The following is a 16,220-nucleotide window of genomic DNA, read 5'->3' on the forward strand; positions in this document are numbered from 1 at the left end:
CGTCCATCGTGGCATCAGGCGGCCAGGGCGGACCCGGCCACGAGGTCCGCAAATCGCCTGCCTACGCGGAGTGAGGAAACCGATACAGCGGGTATAAGGGCACCGTGGTAAGCGCCCGCGCCCTGCACGTTCTGGTCGTCGACGACGACGAGGCGGACTTCCTGATGATCGAGGAAGCCCTGGAGACGGCCGCGGTTCCACCGGTCGTCACCCGGGTCGCCGACGGGACGCAGGCGCTGGACTTCCTGCGCCGGCGCGGCTGTTTCCGGCGGGCCCGGCGCCCCGACCTGGTCCTGCTGGACCTGAACCTGCCCCGGATGTCCGGCCACCAGGTGCTGACCGCGATGAAGCGGGACGCCTGCCTGCGCGCCATCCCGGTCGTGGTGCTGACCACCTCGTCCGCGCGGGAGGACGTGGCGGCCAGCTACCGCGAGCAGGCCAGCGCGTTCGTGACCAAGCCGATGGACTACCACTCGTTCGAGGCCGCGCTCCGGACGATCAACGACCTCTTCCAGGCCGCGGTCCGACGGGAAGCGGAGAGCGAGGCGGTCGTCCTGCCGTTCCGCCGGCGGCGTTGATCGACGGCTGTTACGGTGGCCGGGCTTGGGAAGGGAGCCCCATCACCGTGACCGATCTGCCCGCGCGCCTGCTCGATCTGCTCGCCGCGCCCAGCCCGTGCCTGGTCGCCACCACCAACCCGGACGGCTCGCCGCAGCTCACCCAGACCTGGGTGGACACCGACGGCAAGCACGTGCTGATCAACACCGTGCGGGGCTTCCGCAAGCTGCGCAACCTGGAGCGGGATCCGCGGGTGGCGGTCAGTGTGCTGGACGGGGCCGATCCGTCGACGTACTACTCGCTGGCCGGGACGGTGATCAGCATGGACACCGAGGGCGCTCGGGAGAGCATCGACCGGCTGTCGCACAAGTACACCGGCGGGCCGTACCAGGACTACGGCGGCCGGCGGCAGACCCGGGTGCTGCTCACCGTCCGGGTCGACAGGATCGTCCACGCTCCCTGGCACTGACCCGACCGGTGGTACGTGGCCGGGCCCGCTCCCCGTGCCGTCGTGTCCGCGGGGCCACGTCCACCCGGGCTCCGGCGGCGCGCCCGCGCTTGCGCACGGCGGAGCTCGCGATGGCTTTGCCCGGCACGCGCCGGGCCGGCGCACGGCGTGGCAGGCAGGCGGCCGCAGCCGGCGCTCGGCGTGCCGCGCGGTCGGTGGTCAGACGTTGGTGGCTGGTTCGCCGGTGAGCGTCTCCTCGAGGTTGGTGACCTGCAGCAGCATGCGCACCATCGGGCCGAAGTCGCGCAGCCGGAACGTGAGCCCGCGCGCCTGGGCGGCCTTGCGGGCGGCGACGAACACACCCAGGCCGGTGGAGTCGAGGAAGGCCACCTGGTGCAGGTCCACCTCGAGATGGGTGAAGCCGGGCGTGTCCACGGCCTGGCGCAGGATCTGCCGCAGCGCGCCCGCGCTTTCCGCGTCGATGTCGCCCTCGGGCACGATGACGACCCGATCGTCGTGCCGTTCGATCGTGCAGCCGAATTCCATGTCTTCTCCCTGTCGCGCGACTGTCGAACCGAATCCCCGCTTCGGCCCGCGCCGATGCCCAGAATGCTGCTCCGCCAAACGCGACGGCACTCACACCTTGGGGTGGTCTGGCCGCGTAAGCAGCAGCGATTAGTACTTTCGGCTGGTAATAACCGGGACGTACGGCTAGGGTTCCTGCATCGGTCGAACAGTGTGCCGAATATCCATCCAGGTGTGCATCAAGGTGCCGGGGTGCCTTCCTGCACGGGGAGGACATCCCCGTGCCGGTCAGGGGACTTTCATGCGATTCGCTGCGGAGACCGATTCCGAGACCGATCTCGCCACCGCGCTGGTGGAGACCCCGCGCCGCGATCCCGCCTGGGTCTGGCGGCGCGAGGAGGCCATCACCGCGTGGCTGCCGATGGCCCGGCGGCTGGCCCGGCGTTACGCCAGCCGCGGCGAGGACCTGGAGGACCTGACCCAGGTCGCGATGGTCGGGCTGATCAAGGCGATCGACGGGTTCGAGCCTGAGCGCGGCGCCGACTTCGCCGGGTACGCGATTCCCACCATTCTCGGGGAGCTGCGCCGGCACTTCCGGGACCGGATGTGGAACATCCGGGTGCCGCGCCGCCTGCAGGAGCTCAACATGGCCATCAACAAGGCGCGCGGCCAGCTGGTCCAGACGCTGGGCCGGGTGCCGACCGTCGCGGACCTCGCCGAGCATCTCGGGGTCAGCGAGGAGGACGTGATCGAGGGCCTGGAGGGCGGCAACGCGTACCGCCCGACCTCACTGTCCACGCCGATCGCCGCCGATGGCGACACCGAGCTGGGCGACACGCTCGGACAGCGGGACCCCGGGTACGAGGCCGCCGACCTGCATCTGGCGCTCGGCCCGGCGATGGGCTGCCTGACCGAGCGCGAGCGCACCATCGTCACACTGCGGTTCTACGGCAACCTGACGCAGAGCCAGATCGGCGAACGGGTCGGGGTGTCCCAGATGCACGTGTCCCGGCTGCTCGGCCAGGCGCTGACCAAGCTGCGCACCCAGCTGGGCCCGGACAGCCGCTGAGGCGGGCCCGGTGGCGGCCGGGGTTCCGACGTCGTGCCCGGCAGGCACGACGTGCCGGGGCGGGGCCGGTCGCCCCGGCTTCCTGGCGGATCACCGCTAATCTCTTCACCAGGCGACACCGGTGGGGAGGGGACGTGATGGTCGATACGACCCCGTCGGAACCGGCGTGACCCGGCACCACCCCGCCCTGCTCTATCAGGACATCGACGACTATCTGCGGGGCGTCACGTCGTTCGCCCGGACGGCGGTGGCCGGCGGCGAGGCGCTGCTGGTCGCCGTGCCCGGCAAGAACCTCGTGGTCCTGCGGGACGCCCTCGCCGATCTCGGCGACGCGGTGCGCTACGCGGACCTGACGGTGGCCGGCCGCAATCCCGGCCGGATCCTGCCGGGGCTGCTGCTGCCGTTCGCGTCCGCGCACCGCGGCCGCCGGGTGTCGGTCGTCCAGGAGTCGGTCTGGCCGGGCCGCACCGACCTGGAGTATCCCGCCTGCGGCCTGCACGAGGCCCTGCTCAACGTGGTGTTCACCGGCGCGGTTCTGTGCCCCTACGACGCCGGCGCGCTGCCGGACGCCTGGCTGCGCGGCGCGTGGCGCACGCACCCGGTGGTGATCACCGCGGACGGGGAGCGACCCAGCCCGGTCTACACGCCGGCCGCGCGGTTCGACGAGCCGCTGCCTGTCGTGCCGGCCGGCGCGGCGACGCATCCCTTCGAGGTGGTCGGCGATCTTTCCACGGTCCGGCGCTTCACCGAGGGCCTGGCGCGCGGGGCCGGCCTGCCCGAGCCGAAGGTGGAGGACCTGGTGGTGGCGGTCAACGAGCTGGCCGAGAACACCATCGTGCACAGTCCGGCCGGCGGCGTCCTGGCGGTCTGGTCGGAGGCGCAGGTGCTGGTCTGCCAGGTCGACGACGCCGGGCACCTGACCGATCCGCTCGCCGGGCGGATCCCGCCGTCGGCCACCAGCGAGGGCGGACGAGGCCTGCTGCTGGCGAACCAACTCTGCGACCTCGTCCGCGTCCACACCGGCCCCGGAGGCACGAGCATCCGCCTACACATGGGGTTCGATCTCTAGCAGGCAGCGACTCGACGGCATGGTGGTCGACAGCCACGTCGCGTGTCCGCCCTGGATGCGCATCCAGTTCCCAGACCATCTCCAGGCCGGCGCGATCCCCTCGAGCCGGTTGTGCGGATGATCGTCCTGGGCGGCGCCCTCTCCGCACTCGCCGCGGGCCACGTCGGAGGTTGGCCGTAGATCGTGGTGGCACCAGGATCGGGCTGATACCGGCTCCTCGGATCGCGGGTCGTTCAGTCGACGGTCGACGCCTTGGCTCGAGCGACCAGGTCGGTGAACCATCGCGCTTGAGAGACGGGGACGATTTCGGTGGACTTCCAGAACTTGTGCTGCGACAGATCGACTTGGGACTCCGCGGTGACGCCGACGAAATACACGCTCAAGTACTGGGTCGGTGCTCCGTCGCCGGGGATGGTCAGTTCTTTGGCGCATCCCCCGGTGGGAGCCGTGTCGCAGTATCCCATCGGCTTCTGAGCAAAGGCCGCGATCGCCTGTAGCCCGGCCCCGAACTCGTATGTGTCGGTGATCGCATCGCCGTTGCCGCCAATGTGCAGACCCGTCAGTGACGGGGGCTGGTCCTTCGGCACGTAGGCGAAATGGTTCGCTTCACCGGATTCACGCCAGGTGACCACTTCGATAACGTCTTGCAGCAGCTGATGGTCGGGGACATTCTGATCGATGAACGGGATGTCTGGCATTGACGAAGCGCGCCTATCGTCGTGGTCCATCTGCGTGACCGCCACACCGGCAAGGGCTACGGCGGCCACTGCTGCCGCCGCGATGCCTGCGAGTTTCATGTTCATTAGTTCTTGTCCTTCATGCAGGCACGGACATCGGTGAACCAGTGCTTCGGGTTCCGGGACCGGACGTGGGCGCCATCGTCACGCACTGGCCAGGTCTCAGCCAGCACTGCCGGTGCGGAGGCATCGTCGACACCGGAGATGAGGCAGCTGACTGGCTTGATGGCATTGACCGGTCCTGGGACGCGAGAACCGCAACTGGCCGGCCCGGCGAGAATCTTCTTGACCGGGTCGGTGCCTGTTTGGGCTTCTCCGGGATAAGCGCCGCAGTACTCGTCGGCGTAGGCTATCGATGCCGGGCTCAGATCGTTCCTGCCGATGCGCAACCATAGACCGTCGGAGAGTTGCCCGACCGTCTTCGGGTCGATGGTGAGTTCTGCGCTGTCCCAGCGTACGGAGGCTGTTGTGCTGATGCCGGCGGCTACTAGTGCGCTGGCTACATCGAATCCCGTCACCGGTAGGCTTCGCGAAGCGACATCGACGGAAAAGCTGTTGTACCTGTCGATCAGAAGTCTGACATTGCGGTCGACGTTCGCTTTGGTGCAGCCACGACAAGTTGCGATGATCTTCTTCCAGATTTGGCTGCTGCGAGCATTGATGATTGCGGCGTTCGAGAATCCGGGTGCGGCTGCCGGTCGGACGAGGACGGCGTCACGCACCATATCCGCGAAGCCTGCTGTTCACCGACTCCGGACCTCGCAGCGCAGCCCCGCCGTTGTGCACCACCTGCCCGGTGCGGGCCTGCGTGGGTACAGCCAGCGCGTGGCCTCCTTGGTCGCGATGACTGTGGCGCACACCGCAGCGAGAGGTTTTTTCAAGGGATTCTTTCCCGTCTCGACCTATCAGAATTGCTAGTCGAGATCTGTGATCTCGCACGTGGCGGCTGATCTTAAGACAAGATCGCAGCGCTTCCGCAACCGAAATCGGGTGCTGTTACTCACAGGTAGCCCGCGGTGTCGCAAGGGCTGGGCCGCCATTCACCTCGCCATCGCCGTTACTGCAATCATCTGATATCAGCGACGCGAAACGGTTGATCAGCGCGCCATGGCCGACGGCGTACACAAAACAGACAGCAATCACCGGCTGGCTGTACGGCCTCGACAAGTGCGACCAGGTGAGGCTCGGGTTTGACCGTAACCTGCCGGCCGGCAGCAGGTCTGGCGCTACTCGAGCCCCACCCCTGGAGCCGGCCTGCGACTAGGAGGCGCCGCCCGGCTCGGCCATCTTGCTGTGCATCGCGGCCTTCGCCCGATCCGGCATCACCTTGCTGGCGGCCGCCTGCGCCTTCGTCTTCAGCGAGCCGGCCTGCACCTTCTCCTCGCCGTCGAGCAGCGCGCGGATGCCCTGCTCGGCGACGAGCGCCGGGTCGTCCTTCTTGCCGGCGCCGACCGGGGTGTCGTCCATCTCGGCGCGGTGGAAGAAGTTGGTGTCGGTGGGTCCGGGCATCAGCGCGGTCACCGTCACGCCGGTGTCCTTCAGTTCGGCGCGCAACGCCTCGGCGAACGACTGGGTGAAGGACTTCGACGCGTTGTAGACCGCCTGGTAGGTGCCCGGCATCATGGACGCGATCGACGAGGTCACCAGCACCCGGCCGCGGCCGCGGCCGACCATGCCGGGCAGCGCCCGCTTGGCCAGGTGGACCGTGGAGGTGATGTTCACGGCGATCACGTTGAGCTCGTCGGCCAGGTCGGTGCCGCCGACGAACTCGCCGCCGATGCCGCGACCGGCGTTGAGCGCCAGGGCGTCGATGTCGCGCCCGGTGGCCGCGATCGCCGCCCACGCCTTCTCGACGCCGTCGTAGTCGGCCAGATCGGCCCGTACCGCGGTGATCTGGTTCTCCCCGTCGCGGCGCAGATGCGTGGCAGCCTCCTCGATGCCGTCGTCCTCGGCGACGATCAGCAGATCGAAGCCGCGCTCGGCGAGCATCCGCGCCAGCTCGAAGCCGATACCGCTGGAAGCGCCGGTGACCACGGCGAAGGGATTCTCACTGGGATTGTTCATGTCGTACCGGGTGCCCCCGAAACGGGTGGTTAATCACGATCCTGCTGGGCACCCATGAGACATGCGAGCGCTGACATGGCAGGGCACCGGCAAGGTTTCGGTGGAAACCGTTCCGGACCCGAAGATTCAAGATCCGACCGACGCGATCGTACGGATGACGTCCACCGCCATCTGCGGATCGGACCTGCACCTGTACGACGTGCTCGGCATGTACCTCGACAAGGGCGACGTGCTCGGCCACGAGCCGATGGGCATCGTCGAGGAGGTCGGATCCGAGGTGACCCACATCAAGCCGGGCGACCGGGTGGTGATCCCGTTCAACATCTCCTGCGGCCACTGCTGGATGTGCACCCGCGGCTACTTCGCCCAGTGTGAGACCACGCAGGTCAAGGAGCAGGGCAAGGGCGCGTCGCTGTTCGGCTACACCAAGCTCTACGGTCAGGTGCCCGGCGGCCAGGCCGAGTACCTGCGGGTGCCGCAGGCGCACTTCGGGCCGATCAAGGTGCCCGACGACGGCCGTCCCGACGAGCGCTACCTCTTCCTCTCCGACGTGCTCACCACGTCGTGGCAGGCGGTGAAGTGGGCCGACGTCGAGCCGGGGGACACCGTGCTGGTCACCGGGCTGGGGCCGATCGGGCAGATGTCCGCCCGCATCGCCCGGCATCTGGGCGCCTCCCGGGTGTTCGCGATCGACGACGTGCCGGAGCGGGCCGCGATGGCCCAGCGCCACGGCATCGAGGTGGTCGGCAGCGCCGAGGAGGTGCTCCAGTTGACCCACGGCCGGGGCGCGGACCGCGTGATCGAGGCGGTCGGGATGGAGGCGCACGGCTCGCCGTTCCAGGCCGCCGCGATCAAGACGGCTGGCCTGCTGCCCGACGCGGTCGGCCGCAAGGTGACCGAGACCGCCGGGGTGGACCGGATGGCCGCGCTGCGGACCGCGTTCGAGGCGGTGCGCCGGGCCGGCACGGTCTCGATCATCGGGGTGTACGGCGGCAACGCCGACCCGATGCCGATGATGGACCTGTTCGACAAGGGTGTGACGCTGCGGATGGGCCAGGCCCACGTGAAGCGGTGGGTGGACGAGATCATGCCGCTGCTGACCGGTGACTCGGATCCGCTGGGGGTGGACGACCTGGTCACGCACCGGGTGCCCCTGGAGGAGGCGCCCGGTGCGTACGAGATGTTCAAGAAGAAGGAGGACGGCTGCATCAAGGTCGTGCTCAAGCCGTGAGCAGCGCCCTGGCGAAGCGGGCCGCCAGCCGGGCCGCGGTGTGGATCGCGGCGGGCCGGGTGGCCGCGAAGAGCACCGCGACGACCAGGGAGAACACCACGATGGTCAGGTAGGAGTCGCCGAGGCCGAGCAGCTCCGGCGGCTCCACGTCGCCGCTCGGCAGCGACCAGCCCTACAGCCGCCAGGTGAGGCCGCCGACCAGGCCGGCCCACCAGGTCGCGACCATCGAGAAGGCCACGCCGCCGGGCGGGGACCGCAGCGCCGCGTGCGCCAGGTCCCGCCAGCTCTGCCGGTCACCGAGCACGGTGGCCAGCCGGCGCAGCGCGTTGCTGGAGTCGGAGGCGCGGTAGTCCGGCCGCGTCACCGGCTCCCCGAGCGCCGCGGAGATCCGCTCCCGCTCGTGGTCGGCGAACCCCCGGGACATCCCGAAGGCGAACATCATCAGCGGTACGCCGGGCCAGTGCACCGCCAGGAGAGGAAGGCGCCCGCGGGTCGCCGCAGGCGGAGGGAGGGAGCGGCCATCGGGGTGCTCACCGGGGGCTCGGCGGGAAACGAAATGTGAGCACTCCATGGGATCTCGATCGTTTGCGGGTGACCGGCCTGGGTACTCGGAGTCCGGGCCGAATACACCTTATCGAGGAGTTTGTCCGGATGGAATCACGTAACCCGGCTGAGGTAATCAAGGATGCTGTCTCGGCCGTGACCGGCGACCGGAGCCCGGACGCCCCGGGCACCCCGGGAAGCGGCACGCCGACGATCGAGGAGCCGACCACGCCGACCGGCCCGCTGCCACCCAAGCGAGAGCAGGGACAGCCGGACACCCGGACCCCGACCGGCGCGGAGACCGGCGCGCCGCCGACCGCGTTCGGTCAGCAGGGCGCCTACCTGACCACGGCTCAGGGCGCGCGCCTGCGCGACACCGACCACTCGCTGAAGGCCGGTCCGCGCGGGCCGCTGCTGATGCAGGACCACCACTTCCGCGAGAAGATCACGCACTTCGACCACGAGCGGATCCCGGAGCGCGTGGTGCACGCGCGCGGCGCCGGGGCGCACGGCGTCTTCACCAGTTACGGCACCGCGGCGAACCTGACCCGGGCCGGGTTCCTCAAGCACAAGGGCAAGGAGACCGACGTCTTCGTCCGGTTCTCCACCGTGCTGGGATCGCGCGGCTCGGCGGACACGGTGCGCGACACGCGCGGGTTCGCCACCAAGTTCTACACCGACGAGGGCACGTTCGACCTGGTCGGCAACAACATGCCGGTGTTCTTCATCCAGGACGCGATCAAGTTCCCGGACGTCGTGCACGCCGCGAAGTGGCACCCGGACCGGGAGATCCCGCAGGCGCAGAGCGCGCACGACACGTTCTGGGACTTCGTCTCGCTGCACACCGAGGCCCAGCACCACACCATGTGGAACATGTCCGACCGTGGTATCGCCCGGTCGTTCCGGACCATGGAGGGTTTCGGCGTCCACACGTTCCGGCTGGTCAACGACGCCGGCGAGACCGTGCTGGTGAAGTTCCACTGGAAGCCGAAGCTGGGCGTGCACTCGCTGGTCTGGGAGGAGGCGCAGATCGCCGCCGGCGTCGACCCGGACTTCCACCGGCGCGACCTGTACGACGCGATCGAGGCCGGCGCCTACCCGGAGTGGGAGCTGGGGCTGCAGGTCTTCCCGGACACCCCGGAGGAGACGTTCGCCGGGATCGACCTGCTCGACCCCACCAAGATCGTGCCCGAGGAGCTCGCGCCGGTGCAGCCGGTCGGCAAGCTGGTGCTGAACCGGACGCCCACCAACTTCCACGCCGAGGTCGAGCAGGTGGCGTTCCACCTGGGCAACCTGGTGCCGGGCATCGACGTGACGAACGACCCGCTGCTGCAGGGGCGGCTCTTCTCCTACCTGGACACCCAGCTCACCCGGCTGGCCGGGCCGAACTTCCACCAGATCCCGATCAACCGGCCGCACGCGCCGGTGAACGACATGCTGCGGGACGGCTTCCACCAGCACGCGGTGCACGCGGGCGTGGCGCCGTACAAGCCGAACTCGCTCGACGGCGGCAACCCGTTCCCGACCGAGGAGAACTCCTTCGTCGACGTGCCGGTCACCGTCACCGAGGCGCCCAAGGTGCGCGACCTGCCGGTGTCGTTCCAGGACCACTGGACCCAGGTACGGCTGTTCTGGCTGAGCATGACGCCGATCGAGCAGGAGCACATCATCCGGGCCTACACCTTCGAGCTCGGCAAGTGCTACGAGCAGGCGATCAAGGAACGGCAGCTGCAGTGCCTGGCGAACATCGACCCGGTGCTCTGCCAGCAGGTCGCCGCCGGGCTGGGCCTGCCCGCGCCGGCGCCGACCATCGAGCTGTCCGAGGTCACCCCGAGCCCGGCGCTCTCGCAGGTCGGCCAGCAGTGGCCGGCGGACGGGCGGCTGGTCGGCATCGTCGTCGACGACACCGACAGCGACGGCGTGGCCGAGGTGCGCGAGGCGATCCTGGCCGCCGGCATGGTCCCGCTGATCATCGCGCCGCACGGCGGCAAGGTGGGCGCGCTTACCGTGCAGCGGACCTTCGCCACCGCCCGCTCGATCGAGTTCGACGCGCTGCTGCTGGCCGCCGCGCCGGTGCCGGCTCCGGACGCGGTGCCGGCCCGCGACGAGAAGGCCGGCGCGCCGCGGACCGCGGCCCTGGACCCGCGGGTGAACCTGCTGGTCGACGAGTGCTGGCGGCACGCGAAGGCGATCGGCGGGTGGGGCCCGGGCGCGGAGCTGCTGCAGCGGATCGGGCTTGCCGAGACGCCGGGCGTGGTCACCCACGACACGGCCGCCGGAGCGCTGGCCGCGGTGCAGCAGTTGATGGCCTCGCACCGGGTCTGGGAGCGGTTCCCGGCCACGGTCGGCTGACCGGGGCTCTCCGGGACCACTCACGTGGAAGGGTCCGGCGATCACCGTCGCCGGGCCCGCCCCGGGGAGCAGCGGCCGGTGGCCACGGCGTACGACGTCGATCCGCCGAATTTGATCGTGATTTGCTGCTGGCGGCCTGGGGAGGCGGCGATGGGGAAGCGGTTGCGGCGAAGCGTGCTCACCAAGCCGGGACTGACCCGCCGCCGCTCCGGGCGCGGCTTCCGCTATCTGGACACGGACGGGGCTCCGGTCAAGGACGCGGAGACCCTGGAGCGGATCAAGAGCCTGGTCATCCCGCCGGCCTGGAAGGACGTCTGGATCTGCCCGGACCCGCGCGGGCACATCCAGGTGACCGGCATCGACGCCGCGGGGCGCAAACAGTATCGGTACCACCAGGACTGGCGGACCGCCCGGGACGAGGAGAAATTCGATCGGGTACGGGAGATCGCCGGTCGCCTGCCGCGGATGCGCGACCGCCTCTGCGAGGACCTGACCGCCGGCCGCGGCCTGACCCGGGAACGGGTGCTCGCGGCCATCGTGCGGCTGCTCGACCTCGGGATGTTCCGCATCGGCGGGGACGGCTACGCCAGCCGGGAGGAGGATCCGTCGTACGGTCTCTCCACGCTGCGGCCGGAGCACGTTCGCCAGGTCAAGGGCGAACTGATGCTGAAATTCCCCGGCAAGTCGGGCGTCGAGCACTCCCGGGTCGTCGAGGACGGCGAGGTCGCCGAGGTGCTCTCCACGCTCAGACGGCGCCGCAAGGGGCAGGACCGCCTGTTCGCCTACTGGAATCCGGCCGGCAAGTGCTGGCAGGAGATCCGCGCCGACGCGGTGAACGACTACCTCCGGGAGATCAGCGGCGCCCCGATGACCGCCAAGGACTTCCGCACCTGGCACGGCACCGTGACGGCCGCCACCGAACTCGCCGAGGCCGGGCCGCAGCCGACGAAGACCAAGCGGCGCAAAGTGGTCGCGCGGGCGATGCGGGAGGTGGCCGACAAGCTCGGCAACACCCCGGCGGTGGCCCGCGCCTCGTATGTCGACCCCCGCCTGCTGGAGAAGTACGAGGACGGCGAAGCGCCGGAGCGTGGCGATGAACGCGAGGTTCGCAAGCTGCTCAAGGACGCCACCTCCTAGCCGACGAAGCCGCGTGACGAATCGGCCGGATTCTCGTCCCGGCGGCTGACCCGCATCCTCGCCGTTTCCTCTGGGCGCCGGCTACGGGCCTACGGCTGGTGCTGTGAAGTGCGTCGCGGGGTCGAGGCGCTGCCGACCGCCGGCCGATTGGGGACGGTCAGAGGCGGGTGGCGGTTCGGATCAGCGCGGCCAGGGCGCGCGAGCGGCTGTGCGGAGGCCAGGCGATCAACGTGGTGACCAGCGGGGCGTCCAGCACCGGAACGGCGACCAGATCGTCTCCGCGCAGCTGAACCCTGACCGACTCGGGAAGGATCGTGCACGCCCGGCCCAGCGAGATCAGCTGCAGCAGCTGGGTGCTGTCGCGGACCTCCGGGCCCGGCCCCTCCGGATAGGTCCCGTCCGGCCGCGGCCACCGGGGCATCGGCAGGCCCGGCAGGTCGGTGATGTCCGCCATCCGCACGTGCGGGCGGGTGGCCAGCGGGTGACCGGCCGGCAGGATCACCACCTGGCTCTCGGTGCCCAGCTCCTCGGTGTCGAACCCGGCCGTCGAGTCGAACGGGTGGTGCAGCAGCGCCACGTCGGCCCGCCCGTCGCGCAGCAGGCGTTCCTGCTCGGCGATGCCGCACAGGAGCACTTCGACTCCGACGGCGTCGGGCTCACCGGCGTACGCGTCGAGCAGTTTCGCCAGCAGCTCGGCCGAGGCGCCGGCCTTCGCGACCAGCACCAGCCCGGCCTGCCCGGACGCGGCCCGGCGGGTCCGGCGCTCGGCGGCCTCGACCGCGTCGAGCGCCGCCCGCGCCTCGCGCAGCAGCACCGCCCCGGCCTCGGTCAGCGTCACGCCGCGGCTGTGCCGTTCCAGCAGATCTACCCCGAGCCGCCGCTCCAGCTGGCTGATCGCCCGGGACAACGGCGGCTGCGCGATCCCCAGCCGCTGGGCGGCCCGCCCGACGTTCAGCTCCTCGGCGACCGCGACGAAATACCGCAGCTCCCGCGTCTCCATGCCGAGAAGGCTATACCCGTGCGGTATGGCGGCCCCACCCGATCGGTGTTGGTCCATCGATCCTGCCGCGGACAGGATCAATGCATGAGTGAGGGAACGATTGCGCTGGTCACCGGCGCGAACAAGGGCATCGGGTACGAGATCGCGGCCGGCCTCGGCGCGAAGGGCAGCACCGTCGGCGTGGGCGCGCGGGATCCGCAGCGACTCGAGGAGGCGGTGGCGAAGCTGCGGGCCGCCGGAGTGGACGCGTTCGGCGTGCCGCTGGACGTGACCGACGACGCGAGTGTGGCCGCCGCCGCGCGACTGATCGGGGACCGGTTCGGGCGCCTCGACGTGCTGGTCAACAACGCGGGGATCACCGGCGGCGGCCCGCAGGAGCCGACCGTCGTGGACCCGGCGATCATTCGTACGGTCGTGGAGACCAACGTCATCGGCGTCATCCGGGTCACGAACGCCCTGCTGCCGCTGCTGCGCCGGTCCGCGTCGCCGCGGATCGTGAACATGTCGAGCTCCGTCGGCTCGCTGACCCGACAGTCGACGCCGGGTGCGGAGAGCGGGCCGATCGCCGCGGCGTACTCCCCGTCGAAGACGTTCCTGAACGCGGTGACGGTGCAGTACGCCAAGGAGCTGGCGGACACGAACATCCTGATCAACGCGGCGTGCCCGGGGTACTGCGCGACGGATCTGAACGGCTTCCGCGGCTACCGCACGGCGGAGCAGGGCGCGGCGACGGCGATCCGCCTGGCTACTCTCCCGGACGGCGGCCCGACGGGCTCGTTCTTCGAGGACGCCGGCGTCGTCCCCTGGTGACCGCTCAGGTCCTGGCGATCCCAGCCGGGTTGCTCACCTCGCGGAACCTCGTCCGGCGGTGCTCAGGTCGTGGCGATCTCAGCCAGCGGGGCGCCGGGTGCGGTGGCACCGGCCGGTGGTGCGCTGGGCGTGGGACCGAGCCCGTACCTGGCGCCGTCGGCCCGGTGGCGGGACAGCGCGAGGCCGGCTGCCACCGCCAGGATCACCAGGGCGATCAGAACCTTGACGAACCAACGGCGTTTCGCCTTCGGCGACCTTGCCGGCACGTGTCCTCCCGGGTGGGCTGGTGTTCGGGGCACTCTATGGGCGACCCGGACACCTCGCCGTCATCTGACCGAAGGGCTGGCACGAAGCCGGTACGCCCGGATCGGGTCGAACGCACGGCCGGCCGCATCGGATGTCTGCTGGGCCGGCTCAGGGGCGCGGGCGGCGGCGCCGCTCGAAGCCCGGCATGGTGATGTGCGGGTCGAGGTCGTCGCCCGAGGACACCTGCGAGGCCAGGCGCTGGGTGAGGCGGCGCAGGCCCGGCCGTCGGCGGCCGCCGGCGTCCGGGACCTCCGGCTGGCTCAGCTGCTCGGCCATGTCGCCCATCGAACGGGCGATCTCCTCGAACGGGATGTAGAGCGCGCGGTTCGCGGCCGAGCCCAGGTACTCGAACGGCTCGGAGCCGGCCATCGCGATGAAGCGGACGCCGAGCATGTCCAGATTGCGGTAGGCCGCCGCGTCCAGCATGCAGACGACGTGACGGACCTGCCAGCGGTGGCCGGCGTTGATGAACGCGCGGTACAGCATGCCGCTGACGGTGAGGCCGTTGCGGTCGGCACGGTAACGGGGGAGGACCGCGAGCGTGGCGTATTCCCAGATCTTGCCGCCGTCGTGCAGGCCGTGCATGTCGACGATCTCGGACAGCGAGCGGCCGATCAGCTCGGGCGCGTCGTCCAAGGTCTTGCCGCCACCCTCGATCGCCCGCGCCGCGCCGGCCGGCATGCCGGTCTCCCGGTCGAGGATCAAGAACAAATAGCTGTGCTGTTCGTACGGCCCGTACTCGGCGAGCATCGCGGTTGCGTCCAGCCCGAACGACTCCTCGAACACCATGCGCTCGACAGTGCGCGCAACGTCGGCCATCGGGTCGGTGGTGGCGAGCGCCAGGGCGACGAAACGGTTCGGCGAGGTGTGCCCGCTGAGCGCCTGGGCGCAGAGCTGACGAAGGGTGGCGTCGTCGAGAGCGTAGGACATCTGGGGGACTCCTTGGGGATGCCAGGAAGGGGATGACCTGGCATAACGGTGGAATCGGACTTATGCAGCATTGGTCAGAACTTAGAACATGTCAAGAAATTAAGAATCACATCCGCTTCTGGTCAAGCTTGCGCTATATGCCCAGGGCATCGCCGGGTGGTCGGCCCGATCAGCGGGTGATCGGTCGGCAATTCCCGGGCATGGACGAGCTCATGGCGGGTAGTCGGCGCGGCATGACGACATCGACCACCCCCGCTTCCGGGATCGCGCTGCCGGGGATCGTGCTTGGTGTGGGACTCGGCGGGTTCGTGGACGGCATCCTGCTGCACCAGCTCCTGCAGTGGCACCACCTGCTGAGCACCAGATATTCCGTGGACACCGTCGACGGGCTGCGGATGAACACGTTCGCCGACGGGCTCTTCCACACCGTGACGTGGCTGGCCGTGCTGATCGGAATCGGTCTGCTGTACAACCGCATGACGGCGGACCGCCGGCAGGTGTGGGGCTCCCGGACGCTGTGGGGTTGGATGCTCGTCGGCTGGGGCCTGTTCAACCTGGTCGAAGGACTGATCGACCACCAGATCCTGGGGATCCACCACGTGCACGGCGGTCCGCAGCAGCTGTGGTGGGACCTCGGGTTCCTCGGGTTCGGGGCGGTGCTCGTCGGCTTCGGGTGGCTGCTGCGCCGGTGAACCACGCTCATCACCCCGACGGCGGGCTGCTCCTGCTGGGCAGCGCCACCCTGGCGGTCACTTATGAATTGTTTGCGACCGTACGGGGCGACTGGTCCCGTCGGCGGACGATGTCGTTCCTGGCCGGGTGCGCGCTGCTCGTGGTCGCGCTCACCTGGGACGGCGATGGTTTTCGGGCACACATGGCCGTACACCTGACGATCGGAATGCTCGCGCCGCTGGCTCTGGCCCTCGGCGCGCCGGTGACCCTGCTGTTGCGGAGCATTCCGCGTCCCGCCGGTCGTGCGGTCGGCCGGCTGCTGGCCCGCCTGCGCGGAGTGGCCAACCCGGTCGTCACGCTGCTGCTCAACCTGGGTGGGCTCACAGTGCTCTACTTCACGCCGCTGTACGCCTGGACCACCCGGCATCCGGGGGCGCAGCTACTCGTGCACGTCCACTTCCTACTTGCCGGGTACCTCTTCGCGTGGGTGGTCGCCGGCCCGGATCCCGCGCCCCGCCGACCGTCGGTTCCGGCGCGGCTGGTGGCGCTCGGGGTGGCGATCGCCTTCCACGCGGTCGTTTCTCAGATGATGTACGCCGGGGTGTTCGTCGACCTGCCGGTGCCCGTCGCCGAGCGCGAGGCCGGGGCGACGTTGATGTACTACGGCGGGGACATCGCGGAGTTGCTGCTCGCGGTGGCGCTGGTCAGCGGCTGGCGAGTCAGGCGGCGGTGGCCCCGGGGGCGGGCGGTGGCCGGGCCGGTCGTGTGA

19 protein-coding genes are annotated in these 16,220 nt (G+C 70.0%); 10 read left to right on the top strand and 9 right to left on the bottom strand.

The features are described 5' to 3' along the window. Positions 1 to 104 precede the first annotated feature (104 nt). Entirely contained in the window at positions 105 to 578 is a 474-nt protein-coding gene (locus Asi03nite_RS07205; RefSeq protein WP_239102503.1) for a response regulator, read from the top strand. Positions 579 to 625: 47 nt separating this feature from the next. Further along, a complete protein-coding gene (locus tag Asi03nite_RS07210) occupies positions 626 to 1,027 on the top strand; it encodes a PPOX class F420-dependent oxidoreductase (RefSeq protein WP_203677625.1) in 402 nt (133 codons plus the stop codon). 198 nt (positions 1,028 to 1,225) lie between these two features. Here Asi03nite_RS07210 and Asi03nite_RS07215 read toward each other — a convergent pair whose 3' ends face one another. Next, entirely contained in the window at positions 1,226 to 1,552 is a 327-nt protein-coding gene (locus Asi03nite_RS07215; protein ID WP_203677626.1) for an STAS domain-containing protein, read from the bottom strand. Positions 1,553 to 1,832: 280 nt separating this feature from the next. Here Asi03nite_RS07215 and Asi03nite_RS07220 point away from each other — a divergent pair, with 280 nt between their 5' ends. Continuing rightward, positions 1,833 to 2,600, top strand: a complete 768-nt coding sequence (locus Asi03nite_RS07220; protein ID WP_203677627.1) for a SigB/SigF/SigG family RNA polymerase sigma factor — start codon at positions 1,833 to 1,835, stop codon at positions 2,598 to 2,600. A 166-nt stretch (positions 2,601 to 2,766) separates the two neighbouring features. Continuing rightward, positions 2,767 to 3,669, top strand: coding sequence for an anti-sigma factor RsbA family regulatory protein (locus Asi03nite_RS07225; RefSeq protein ID WP_203677628.1), 903 nt, complete (start codon positions 2,767 to 2,769; stop codon positions 3,667 to 3,669). Positions 3,670 to 3,902: 233 nt separating this feature from the next. On the opposite strand, the gene Asi03nite_RS07230 is transcribed toward Asi03nite_RS07225, so the two are convergent. The 3 genes from Asi03nite_RS07230 to Asi03nite_RS07240 all read right to left on the bottom strand — a co-directional run bounded on the left by Asi03nite_RS07230 (position 3,903) and on the right by Asi03nite_RS07240 (position 6,470). After that, positions 3,903 to 4,472 (bottom strand): hypothetical protein, encoded by a 570-nt coding sequence (locus Asi03nite_RS07230; protein WP_203677629.1) that lies wholly within the window; start codon positions 4,470 to 4,472, stop codon positions 3,903 to 3,905. Continuing rightward, positions 4,472 to 5,131: a hypothetical protein gene (locus Asi03nite_RS07235; RefSeq protein ID WP_203677630.1), complete on the bottom strand. Its 660-nt coding sequence runs from the start codon at positions 5,129 to 5,131 to the stop codon at positions 4,472 to 4,474. Before Asi03nite_RS07235 ends, Asi03nite_RS07230 begins: the two co-directional genes overlap by 1 nt. A 535-nt stretch (positions 5,132 to 5,666) precedes the next feature. Continuing rightward, positions 5,667 to 6,470 (bottom strand): SDR family NAD(P)-dependent oxidoreductase, encoded by an 804-nt coding sequence (locus Asi03nite_RS07240; protein WP_203677631.1) that lies wholly within the window; start codon positions 6,468 to 6,470, stop codon positions 5,667 to 5,669. A 61-nt stretch (positions 6,471 to 6,531) separates the two neighbouring features. Here Asi03nite_RS07240 and Asi03nite_RS07245 point away from each other — a divergent pair, with 61 nt between their 5' ends. Beyond that, complete coding sequence (locus Asi03nite_RS07245) at positions 6,532 to 7,701, top strand: zinc-dependent alcohol dehydrogenase (protein ID WP_203677632.1); 1,170 nt, start codon at positions 6,532 to 6,534, stop codon at positions 7,699 to 7,701. On the opposite strand, the gene Asi03nite_RS07250 is transcribed toward Asi03nite_RS07245, so the two are convergent. Both Asi03nite_RS07250 and Asi03nite_RS07255 read right to left on the bottom strand, forming a co-directional pair. Continuing rightward, positions 7,691 to 7,849, bottom strand: coding sequence for a hypothetical protein (locus tag Asi03nite_RS07250; RefSeq protein ID WP_203677633.1), 159 nt, complete (start codon positions 7,847 to 7,849; stop codon positions 7,691 to 7,693). The two genes, Asi03nite_RS07245 and Asi03nite_RS07250, sit on opposite strands and share 11 nt — an antisense overlap. 24 nt (positions 7,850 to 7,873) lie before the next feature. After that, entirely contained in the window at positions 7,874 to 8,167 is a 294-nt protein-coding gene (locus Asi03nite_RS07255; RefSeq protein ID WP_203677634.1) for a sensor domain-containing protein, read from the bottom strand. Between the two features lie 185 nt (positions 8,168 to 8,352). Between Asi03nite_RS07255 and Asi03nite_RS07260 the strand changes: the two genes are divergently transcribed. Together Asi03nite_RS07260 and Asi03nite_RS07265 are read left to right on the top strand one after the other, a co-directional pair. Continuing rightward, on the top strand, positions 8,353 to 10,596 hold the full coding sequence (locus Asi03nite_RS07260) for a catalase (RefSeq protein WP_203677635.1): 2,244 nt from the start codon (positions 8,353 to 8,355) through the stop codon (positions 10,594 to 10,596). Positions 10,597 to 10,746: 150 nt separating this feature from the next. Then, positions 10,747 to 11,733 carry a DNA topoisomerase IB gene (locus Asi03nite_RS07265; RefSeq protein WP_203677636.1) on the top strand — a complete coding sequence of 329 codons (987 nt, stop codon included), beginning with the start codon at positions 10,747 to 10,749 and terminating at the stop codon, positions 11,731 to 11,733. Positions 11,734 to 11,890: 157 nt separating this feature from the next. On the opposite strand, the gene Asi03nite_RS07270 is transcribed toward Asi03nite_RS07265, so the two are convergent. Then, positions 11,891 to 12,733, bottom strand: coding sequence for a LysR family transcriptional regulator (locus Asi03nite_RS07270; RefSeq protein ID WP_203677637.1), 843 nt, complete (start codon positions 12,731 to 12,733; stop codon positions 11,891 to 11,893). 84 nt (positions 12,734 to 12,817) lie between these two features. Between Asi03nite_RS07270 and Asi03nite_RS07275 the strand changes: the two genes are divergently transcribed. Then, on the top strand, positions 12,818 to 13,543 hold the full coding sequence (locus Asi03nite_RS07275; protein WP_203677638.1) for an SDR family oxidoreductase: 726 nt from the start codon (positions 12,818 to 12,820) through the stop codon (positions 13,541 to 13,543). A gap of 62 nt (positions 13,544 to 13,605) precedes the next feature. On the opposite strand, the gene Asi03nite_RS07280 is transcribed toward Asi03nite_RS07275, so the two are convergent. After that, the gene (locus Asi03nite_RS07280) at positions 13,606 to 13,809 is read right to left on the bottom strand and encodes a hypothetical protein (RefSeq protein WP_203677639.1); all 204 of its coding nucleotides are present in this window, start codon (positions 13,807 to 13,809) and stop codon (positions 13,606 to 13,608) included. 148 nt (positions 13,810 to 13,957) lie between these two features. Next, positions 13,958 to 14,779 carry a hypothetical protein gene (locus Asi03nite_RS07285; protein ID WP_203677640.1) on the bottom strand — a complete coding sequence of 274 codons (822 nt, stop codon included), beginning with the start codon at positions 14,777 to 14,779 and terminating at the stop codon, positions 13,958 to 13,960. Between the two features lie 233 nt (positions 14,780 to 15,012). Here Asi03nite_RS07285 and Asi03nite_RS07290 point away from each other — a divergent pair, with 233 nt between their 5' ends. Next, positions 15,013 to 15,471, top strand: coding sequence for a DUF2243 domain-containing protein (locus Asi03nite_RS07290; RefSeq protein WP_203677641.1), 459 nt, complete (start codon positions 15,013 to 15,015; stop codon positions 15,469 to 15,471). Continuing rightward, positions 15,468 to 16,220, top strand: a complete 753-nt coding sequence (locus Asi03nite_RS07295; RefSeq protein ID WP_203677642.1) for a cytochrome c oxidase assembly protein — start codon at positions 15,468 to 15,470, stop codon at positions 16,218 to 16,220. The genes Asi03nite_RS07290 and Asi03nite_RS07295 overlap by 4 nt, the downstream gene beginning before the upstream one ends.

Source organism: Actinoplanes siamensis (assembly GCF_016862395.1).
Classification (GTDB): Bacteria; Actinomycetota; Actinomycetes; order Mycobacteriales; family Micromonosporaceae; genus Actinoplanes; species Actinoplanes siamensis.

Coding starts and splice junctions, on each gene's coding strand:
- Asi03nite_RS07275 (WP_203677638.1), top strand. CDS start 12,818: ATGAGTGAGGGAACGATTGCGCTGGTCACCGGCGCGAACAAGGGCATC.
- Asi03nite_RS07245 (WP_203677632.1), top strand. CDS start 6,532: ATGCGAGCGCTGACATGGCAGGGCACCGGCAAGGTTTCGGTGGAAACC.
- Asi03nite_RS07240 (WP_203677631.1), bottom strand. CDS start 6,470: ATGAACAATCCCAGTGAGAATCCCTTCGCCGTGGTCACCGGCGCTTCC.
- Asi03nite_RS07290 (WP_203677641.1), top strand. CDS start 15,013: ATGACGACATCGACCACCCCCGCTTCCGGGATCGCGCTGCCGGGGATC.
- Asi03nite_RS07235 (WP_203677630.1), bottom strand. CDS start 5,131: ATGGTGCGTGACGCCGTCCTCGTCCGACCGGCAGCCGCACCCGGATTC.
- Asi03nite_RS07265 (WP_203677636.1), top strand. CDS start 10,747: ATGGGGAAGCGGTTGCGGCGAAGCGTGCTCACCAAGCCGGGACTGACC.
- Asi03nite_RS07260 (WP_203677635.1), top strand. CDS start 8,353: ATGGAATCACGTAACCCGGCTGAGGTAATCAAGGATGCTGTCTCGGCC.
- Asi03nite_RS07270 (WP_203677637.1), bottom strand. CDS start 12,733: ATGGAGACGCGGGAGCTGCGGTATTTCGTCGCGGTCGCCGAGGAGCTG.
- Asi03nite_RS07230 (WP_203677629.1), bottom strand. CDS start 4,472: ATGAACATGAAACTCGCAGGCATCGCGGCGGCAGCAGTGGCCGCCGTA.
- Asi03nite_RS07220 (WP_203677627.1), top strand. CDS start 1,833: ATGCGATTCGCTGCGGAGACCGATTCCGAGACCGATCTCGCCACCGCG.
- Asi03nite_RS07215 (WP_203677626.1), bottom strand. CDS start 1,552: ATGGAATTCGGCTGCACGATCGAACGGCACGACGATCGGGTCGTCATC.
- Asi03nite_RS07285 (WP_203677640.1), bottom strand. CDS start 14,779: ATGTCCTACGCTCTCGACGACGCCACCCTTCGTCAGCTCTGCGCCCAG.